General features: G+C 47.9%; 8 protein-coding genes. 4 read left to right on the forward strand and 4 right to left on the reverse strand.

Translation table 11 applies throughout. The features are described from left to right. Nucleotides 1-56: 56 nt before the first annotated feature. Nucleotides 57-548: a GNAT family N-acetyltransferase gene (locus tag CRO57_RS09960; RefSeq protein WP_097153093.1), complete on the forward strand. Its 492-nt coding sequence runs from the start codon at nt 57-59 to the stop codon at nt 546-548. 446 nt (nt 549-994) lie between these two features. Here the strand turns inward: CRO57_RS09960 and ettA are convergent, their stop codons facing one another. From ettA to CRO57_RS09980, 3 genes are all read right to left on the reverse strand, one after another. Then, entirely contained in the window at nt 995-2,647 is a 1,653-nt protein-coding gene (ettA, locus tag CRO57_RS09970; RefSeq protein WP_097153324.1) for an energy-dependent translational throttle protein EttA, read from the reverse strand. Between the two features lie 121 nt (nt 2,648-2,768). After that, nucleotides 2,769-3,497 (reverse strand): uracil-DNA glycosylase, encoded by a 729-nt coding sequence (ung, locus tag CRO57_RS09975; RefSeq protein ID WP_097153094.1) that lies wholly within the window; start codon nt 3,495-3,497, stop codon nt 2,769-2,771. A gap of 75 nt (nt 3,498-3,572) precedes the next feature. After that, complete coding sequence (locus tag CRO57_RS09980) at nt 3,573-4,271, reverse strand: pirin family protein (RefSeq protein WP_097153095.1); 699 nt, start codon at nt 4,269-4,271, stop codon at nt 3,573-3,575. Between the two features lie 165 nt (nt 4,272-4,436). Here CRO57_RS09980 and CRO57_RS09985 point away from each other — a divergent pair, with 165 nt between their 5' ends. Continuing rightward, on the forward strand, nt 4,437-5,369 hold the full coding sequence (locus tag CRO57_RS09985; RefSeq protein WP_097153096.1) for a LysR family transcriptional regulator: 933 nt from the start codon (nt 4,437-4,439) through the stop codon (nt 5,367-5,369). Between the two features lie 61 nt (nt 5,370-5,430). Here CRO57_RS09985 and CRO57_RS09990 read toward each other — a convergent pair whose 3' ends face one another. Then, nucleotides 5,431-5,862, reverse strand: coding sequence for an antibiotic biosynthesis monooxygenase family protein (locus tag CRO57_RS09990; RefSeq protein WP_210200799.1), 432 nt, complete (start codon nt 5,860-5,862; stop codon nt 5,431-5,433). On the opposite strand from CRO57_RS09990, the gene CRO57_RS09995 reads away from it, so the two are divergent. Next, nucleotides 5,853-6,725: a LysR family transcriptional regulator gene (locus tag CRO57_RS09995; protein ID WP_097153097.1), complete on the forward strand. Its 873-nt coding sequence runs from the start codon at nt 5,853-5,855 to the stop codon at nt 6,723-6,725. The genes CRO57_RS09990 and CRO57_RS09995 overlap by 10 nt on opposite strands. A 96-nt stretch (nt 6,726-6,821) precedes the next feature. Further along, a complete protein-coding gene (locus CRO57_RS10000) occupies nt 6,822-7,526 on the forward strand; it encodes a fumarylacetoacetate hydrolase family protein (protein WP_097153098.1) in 705 nt (234 codons plus the stop codon). The last annotated feature ends 219 nt before the right edge of the window (nt 7,527-7,745 follow it).

A 7,745-nucleotide genomic window follows, 5' to 3' on the forward strand; every position in this document is an offset into this window, starting at 1 on the left:
ATCTCCCCTATCCTGCCCATTCCACATGCTCAAAGAACAGACCATTGAGGTGAGAGATGGCTATCTCAGCAGAGACACCAAGCATCATATATCGCCGTTCCAAGGCTAACGATAGAGCAGCAGTATTCTCTCTCATATCAGCCTCTACCCGTGACTTGGCGCCGATCCCCTATTCACAAGAAGTTGTGGATAGCTGGATGCATGGCCGCACTATTGAAGACTATCGATCTGATTGTGAAGAAGGCCTCATCTGGATTGCCGAAATCGATGAACAAGCCATCGGGTTTTCCCATGGCGAGCCAGGTGAAGTGAAACGACTATTTGTCGATGCAGACTTCACAGGATATGGCGTTGGGGCAGCTCTCATGAAACTCGCACTTGAGGATGCCCGCTCCAACGGCACCCATGAAGTCATCATCGAGGCAACCCTCAACGCCGTACCATTTTATAAGAAGTGGGGATTTATCGAGATTGGAGATGGTATGTTTCCTGGTCGGGAAAATCTTCCTCCCATTAAAATCATAAGATTGAAAGCCAGTTTCTCTTGAGAAGTTGATTTCAGATCAAGCAGGTCACTCGCCTACCTTATTCAGGGACAGGTGGATGCCCCTCTGACTGCGATGCATCATCGCAAATCTCGTGCCAGGACGGTTTCTCCGAGACAAACTCGTGGAACTGGTTTCAAACGGCAAACTCACCATCCAGCGCATTGGCCCCGATTGGAAAGCTTTCATCGTCAGACAAAATTTCACCCAGCGATGTTCCACATTGCTTGCAAAAGCAGCGACCATATTTATAAGGCAGAGCCGGTTTGTAAAGTATCACATGCTCCTTACCACTTTGCCACTCCAGATCCTGCTTCTTGATAAAAACAATCCGAGAACAAATATATAGAAACAACCCAATAGACGCTCCACGTTTTAGAATCGCAACAAAAAACCCCACTCAAATGAGCGGGGCTTTTCCAAATCAAATTCTCAGATAAAATCTGAACTCAGCGACTGAAAGGCTTGTATTTCACACGCTTTGGATTGGCTGCATCCGGTCCTAGACGACGAATCTTGTCCTGTTCATAGTCCTCGAAGTTACCTTCGAACCATTCAACATGGCTATCACCTTCAAAGGCAAGAATATGCGTGGCCAGACGGTCAAGGAACATGCGATCATGGCTGATGACCACGGCACAACCTGCAAAATCCTCAAGAGCATCTTCAAGTGCTGCAAGAGTTTCGGTATCCAGATCGTTGGTGGGCTCATCGAGCAGCAACACGTTGGCGCCAGATTTCAAAATCTTGGCCAGATGCACACGGTTCCGCTGACCACCAGACAGGGAACCAACCTTCTGTTGCTGATCACCGCCTTTGAAATTGAAGGCAGAGCAATAAGCACGGCTATTCATCTCACGCTTGCCCAGCTTGATGATGTCATCCCCTTCGGAAATTTCTTCCCAAACATTCTTGTTGCCATCCAGAGCATCACGAGACTGATCAACAAAGCCCAACTGCACAGTTGAACCAAGCGTCACATTTCCCTCATCAGGCTGCTCATCGCCTGTCAGCATCTTGAACAGGGTGGATTTCCCAACACCGTTTGGACCGATCACTCCGACAATGCCACCTGGTGGCAGGTTGAAATCCAACCCATCAATCAGCATCCGATCACCAAAGCCCTTTTTGAGGCCTTCAACCTTGATGACCACATCACCAAGACGTTCGCCAGCTGGAATGATGATCTGAGCGGTTCCAGGCGCACGTTCTTCATTGCGCTTGAGCAACTCGTCATAAGACTTGATACGAGCCTTGGATTTGGTTTGACGTGCTTTGGGGCTTGCCGCCATCCACTCTTTCTCACGAGCAAGCGCACGCTGACGAGAGGCCTCTTCGCGGCCTTCCTGGGCCATACGCTTGGCCTTGGCATCAAGGTAGGCAGAATAGTTGCCTTCATAAGGAATGCCTGAACCACGATCAAGCTCAAGAATCCAGCCGGTAACATTGTCGAGGAAATAGCGATCGTGGGTAATGATCAAGACAGAGCCTTTGAATTCACGCAGATGCTTCTCAAGCCAATGAACGGTCTCAGCGTCCAAATGGTTGGTCGGCTCATCAAGCAGCAACAAATCAGGCTCAGCCAACAGCAATTTGCAAAGCGCCACGCGGCGCTTCTCACCACCAGAGAGAACGGAGACATCAGCATCAGATGGAGGGCAACGCAGAGCGTCCATTGCCATCTCAACCTGGCTCTCCAAATCCCAAAGATTTTGAGAATCGATGATATCCTGAAGCTTCGCACCTTCTTCGGCGGTTTCATCAGAGTAATTCATCATCAATTCGTTATAGCGATCCAGAATGGCCTGCTTCTCAGCAACCCCTTCCATCACATTGCCCAGCACATCCTTGCTCTCATCAAGAACAGGCTCCTGCGGCAAATAACCTATTTTTGCGCCCTCCGCGGCCCAAGCTTCACCGGTAAATTCGTTATCCAGCCCGGCCATGATACGCAGGATGGTGGATTTACCAGCGCCGTTAGGGCCGAGAATGCCGATTTTTGCATCCGGGTAGAAAGACAGGTGGATATTATCCAACACCTTCTTGCCACCGGTATAGGTCTTGGACAGACCATGCATGTGATAAATAAACTGTCTTGCCATGAAATTGCCGTCACTCATGTAAAAGTGGAAAATCGCGTTTGGCCCGTTTTATTGAAAGCGAAGGCCCTGTTCAATCCCTTTGTTGTCTGCAGACAAGCACGACAACAGAATTTGCCCTATTTTACAGCAAAACAGGCTCTGACAGGCAGGCCCAATCGATGGGTTCTCGATTTTTACTGATGAGAAACTCATTCGCGCGACCAAAGCAACCGGACCCAAGAAACGCTTCGAAATCCGATCCAGCCTTTCGCGCACCCAACGGACTGGGGTGAGATGTACGGATCACGAGATGACGGCTTTCATCGACATCCTTTGTCAAAGCGTGGCTATGCTTGCCCCATGAGAGAAAACAAACGGGCTCTGATTTCTCATTGATCAGATCAAGCACGGCTCGGGTAAATCCCTCCCAACCTTTCTTCGCATGGCTTGCGGCCTCACCCTGCCTAACCGTCAGAACAGAGTTCAACATCAAGACGCCTTGCTCCGCCCAGCCACGCAGATCACCATGGTTGGGTTTGAGCAAACCACAATCCTCAGCAAGCTCCTTATAGATGTTGTTCAGAGAGCGCGGTGGCTTCACACCCGGTGCCACCGAAAATGATAGGCCCATGGCATGAGGGATTGCATCCTCCAGACCCGGATAAGGGTCTTGACCCGTTATGACGACCTTCACGTCTTTCAGGGATGTCATGCGCAGGGCATTCAGCCTTTGGCCTGCAACAGGGAGGATTTGCGCATTTTGCTCCTCTATATTCAGAAAATCCTGAAGCTTGGCAAGCGTATCATACTGATCGCTTAAAGCCTCATTCCAATCACCGCACTGCGCCAATTCCTGCCTCAGATCCGCCATTGACCTCGTCCTCACATCATATGGTATGCACCACACAAACCTGAGCATGAGGCCAAAGTCAAAGCTTCAAAGCAATTAGTCAGCCATATCGAACAACAAAATGTCGCTTGGCTCATTTGCTTTTATGACGAGTTTACTTTCATCAATGATCGCAGCCCCATCTCCTTGCCCAAGATCCACGCCATTCAAACGAACAGATCCTTGGGCTATTTGAAGCCAAGCCTTCCGGCCACTCACCAACTCATGAATGACTTCAACGCCTTCATCCAGCACACTGGCGTAGAGCGACACATCCTGATGAATATCCAAGGATCCATCTCGTGCGTCGGGAGAGGCAATCAATGCCAATCTGTTCTTGCGTTGATCGCCAAAATGCCGGTCTTCATATCCGGGTTGCAAACCAATCTCGGATGGTTCAATCCAGATCTGTAACAAATGGGTTTGGTTATCTTGAAGGTGATTGAACTCACTGTGACGAATGCCTCGCCCTGCCCTCATTCTTTGCACATCACCTGGCCGCAAGACAGATCCGGAACCAAGACTATCCTTATGCTCCAATGCGCCTTCCAGAATATAAGTGATGATCTCCATATTCTTGTGCCCGTGGGTATCAAAACCAGCTGAAGCCGCAATCCGATCTTCGTTGATCACGCGCAGGGAACCAAAGCCCATGTGCTTGGGATCCCAATATTCTCCAAATGAAAAACTGTGCTTTGCCTGAAGCCAGCCAAAATCTGCCATACCACGATCTTGAGACAACCGAACATCAATCATGATTTTTCTCCAATCTCTACAGACCCGCATACATTGAGCGAAAGGTCTGGACATTTCTGTTGTCTTAAAAATAATATGATGCAAAACAGGCAACAAGTGGAGACAATTCGACAATATATGTTCAATATTTGACACGAATTTTGAAAACAATAGGACAACGATCGAATGGATAAGCTGGTTAAGCTACAGCTTTTTGCAAAGGTAGTGGAGACACATTCCTTCACGACTGCCGCCAATCTGTTGGGTATATCCCGTACAACTGCAAGCAAGGCAATTGCGGAATTGGAGCAGGATCTGAAAACCAGTTTGCTACATCGCTCCACCCGTCACATCAGCCCGACCGAGTCAGGTGCGGAATATTACACCCGTATTCAGTCCATTCTCTCTGATTTGCAAGAAGCCGATGAAGCGGTGCAATCCCTGACGGGTCAGGCACGTGGGCTGATCCGCATCAATATGCCCCTCTCCTTTGGTATTCGACATATCGGAGATGCCTTGACAGATTTCATGGTTTCGCATCCTGCATTGAAAATCGAAACCCATCTGACTGATCGTTTTGTCGATCCTATTCAGGAAGGCTATGATCTGACGCTGCGGATCGCGGATCTGGAAGATTCGGCATTGATGAGCCGAAAACTTGCCCCCATCCATCGAGTTGTCTGTACCTCTCCTGACTATTTGGCAAAGAATGGCACGCCCCAATCACCAAAGGATCTAGGCACACATAATTGCCTTCACTATGGAAATCTCGCCACAGGCACCCTATGGCATTTCTCCAACGAGAAAGATCAGCAATCGGTCCGGATCAATGGCATCCTTTGCTCCAATAATGCCGAGATCCTGAGGTTGGCCGCCATCAAAGGTCAGGGTATCGTCTTTTTACCGACAGTTCTGGTAGCTGATGACATCGCAGCAGGGGCTCTCGTTCCGCTCCTCTGCAGCTACCCAATTTCGCCGGTGGCTCTTTATGCACTCTATTCTCCGACCAAACATCAAAGCACCAAGCTTCGCCTGCTGATCGATTTTCTGGCAAAATACTTTACCGACATGGGTTCCACCGTCACGACCTTGCCTGGGAACGAGCTCATCCAATCTTGATCACAAAAAATCATCGTCCGCTCTTCAAGAAGGAAAGAAATTGAGTGTGCGTTTTCTCACTTCAAGTGAAATTTACTGAACCTGACTCTTGATAAGGCGTCAGAACTTCTATCTTCAAGCTACTCATATCGATCAATGCCATGAGGTTATGCAGTGAAGGTTTGTTGGCCATCAAATCGTTTGAGTTATCAGCATCTTCCTTGCTGTCCCAATAATAGATATCCATCCACAAACCTTCATCATCTTTTGAAAGCGACTGGTATCTAAATCCGGGAAGCGTTTCAAGATCGGGAACCATTGCCTGAACAGCATCAATCATTTTTTGATCTGCAACATCTGAAGCTGCTTTCCAACTCACTATCTCAACAACATACATCTCGTCACCCTTTTGGTTCATATGGAAATTATGACGCATCATATTGCGTGATGAAATAAGAACAATTATCATAATCAAGAAGTATTTATTCTCATTTTGGAACGAATATGGACTCATTTCAGCGCGCCCTGATTTTTAAAGCAGTTATAGAAAATGGCACGATGGCAGCAGCTGCACGTATCATGAATGTCAGCCCGTCTGTTATCAGCAAACGAGTCGCCGAACTTGAAGCTGAGATGGGAGTACAATTGTTAAGACGAACGACTCGTCGCATTACTCTGACCGAAGCGGGAAACAATTTTTACCAGCGCATGATTTCCCTGCATGGCCAATGGCAAACCTTATTGGATGAAACACAAGATTTGGGGCAAAATCCTCGTGGCCGTCTGATACTCGCGGCTCCCTCCCCCTTATTGAATAGGGTTTTACTGCCTGTGCTTGGGCCATTTCTGAGGGCAAACCCGGGTATTGATATCGAATTGAAATCTACGACGCACGCAGCATTGCCATTAGCAGGTGTTGATCTCTCTCTAGCCCGGAAAATTGATAACTTTGATTCCATCGCTTATGTGGGACAGCGGTTATGTCGATATTACAATCAGCTTTTTGCCAGCCCTGCTTATCTGGCAGAAACCATATCATTGACCGAAGGCAATGACCTTCGATCACATAAATGCTTGTTATATGGCGAAAATACCAAGACAACGACCTGGTCCTTTGATTGTGAAACCAAAATCGATGTTACCGGACAACTTTCAAGCAACAATACAGAAGCCTTGATTGCCGCAGCTTGCCAAGGGCAAGGGATTGTCTATGTTCCGGAGCTGATTATTCAAGAGGAAATCAAAAGAGGTGAATTGGTTCCTGTTCTCAGCGATTTTAAAAGCAAACCTTTTGAAATGTGGTTTTATTATCAGAAGCTCGATTTTGTTCCGTTGAAACTTCGCGTGCTGATTGATTTTCTAAAGAAGCAATGGTGAGAACCAGATTGACAAAACCCGCCTGAACAGGAACACCCCAAAAAACGGGAGCAGGCCCAATATAGCCGCATCCCCAAACAGTTGCGAGATCCCGACATGAGTACCAATCATATATTCAATCTCACTCCACCAGCGGGCATCCCGATTCACGGCACCGACCAAACTTTTCCGGTCAATCGCATTTTCTGTGTCGGCCGCAATTATGCCTCACATGCACGGGAAATGGGGTCCAACCCTGATCGTGAACCGCCGTTCTTTTTTACCAAACCAGCTGACGCAATTCAGAGCGGTTGCTTTTGTCATCTGAGCTATCCTCCCAAGACCGAAGATCTGCATCACGAAGTGGAACTGGTCATTGGTCTCAAGGAAGGTGGCCATAACATCACTCAGAAAAATGCATTGGGCCATATTTATGGCGTTGCTGTTGGCCTGGATTTCACACGCCGCGATCTGCAAGCAGATGCCAAGAACACTGGTCGTCCTTGGGATATGGCGAAAGGATTTGATGATTCTGCCATCATAGGTCCCATGCAGCCTGTCAGCGCGAACAATATCCCAAAATCCGGTTTTATTCGCCTGAGTGTTGAAGGTAAGCAACGCCAAAAAGGTGATCTGGATGAGATGATCTGGTCGATTTCCGAAGTGATTGCTGAACTTTCCAACTATCTTACATTACAGCCGGGCGATCTGATTTTCACAGGAACACCTGAAGGCGTCAGCGCAGTAAAGCCGAATGACATCATTCGCGCAGAAATAGTTGATCTTCCGATCCTAACTGTCAAGATTGAAGCTCCAGCTTAACTGCTTCAGATTGAATCAGAACAAAAAGAAACAGCATTTAAGCCGTGGATCACCATGGCTTTTTCACTATCCATGCATTGCATGAATAAAATTCAGAATCACCAGAAATCAAGGAGAGAATGAGATGGTAGGCCCGGAGGGACTTGAACCCCCAACCAGACCGTTATGAGAAGTCGGGGCTATAGCGTAACTGGCGCTTTTTGGTGGCAAGAGCAGTCT

It is taken from the genome of Cohaesibacter gelatinilyticus (assembly GCF_900215605.1).
GTDB classification, from domain to species: Bacteria; Pseudomonadota; Alphaproteobacteria; order Rhizobiales; family Cohaesibacteraceae; genus Cohaesibacter; species Cohaesibacter gelatinilyticus.

Excerpts from the sequence above, each read along its gene's own strand:
- CRO57_RS09985 (WP_097153096.1), top strand. The coding sequence starts at position 4,437 with ATGGATAAGCTGGTTAAGCTACAGCTTTTTGCAAAGGTAGTGGAGACA.
- CRO57_RS09980 (WP_097153095.1), bottom strand. The coding sequence starts at position 4,271 with ATGATTGATGTTCGGTTGTCTCAAGATCGTGGTATGGCAGATTTTGGC.
- CRO57_RS09990 (WP_210200799.1), bottom strand. The coding sequence starts at position 5,862 with ATGAGTCCATATTCGTTCCAAAATGAGAATAAATACTTCTTGATTATG.
- CRO57_RS09995 (WP_097153097.1), top strand. The coding sequence starts at position 5,853 with ATGGACTCATTTCAGCGCGCCCTGATTTTTAAAGCAGTTATAGAAAAT.
- ung (WP_097153094.1), bottom strand. The coding sequence starts at position 3,497 with ATGGCGGATCTGAGGCAGGAATTGGCGCAGTGCGGTGATTGGAATGAG.
- CRO57_RS10000 (WP_097153098.1), top strand. The coding sequence starts at position 6,822 with ATGAGTACCAATCATATATTCAATCTCACTCCACCAGCGGGCATCCCG.
- CRO57_RS09960 (WP_097153093.1), top strand. The coding sequence starts at position 57 with ATGGCTATCTCAGCAGAGACACCAAGCATCATATATCGCCGTTCCAAG.
- ettA (WP_097153324.1), bottom strand. The coding sequence starts at position 2,647 with ATGGCAAGACAGTTTATTTATCACATGCATGGTCTGTCCAAGACCTAT.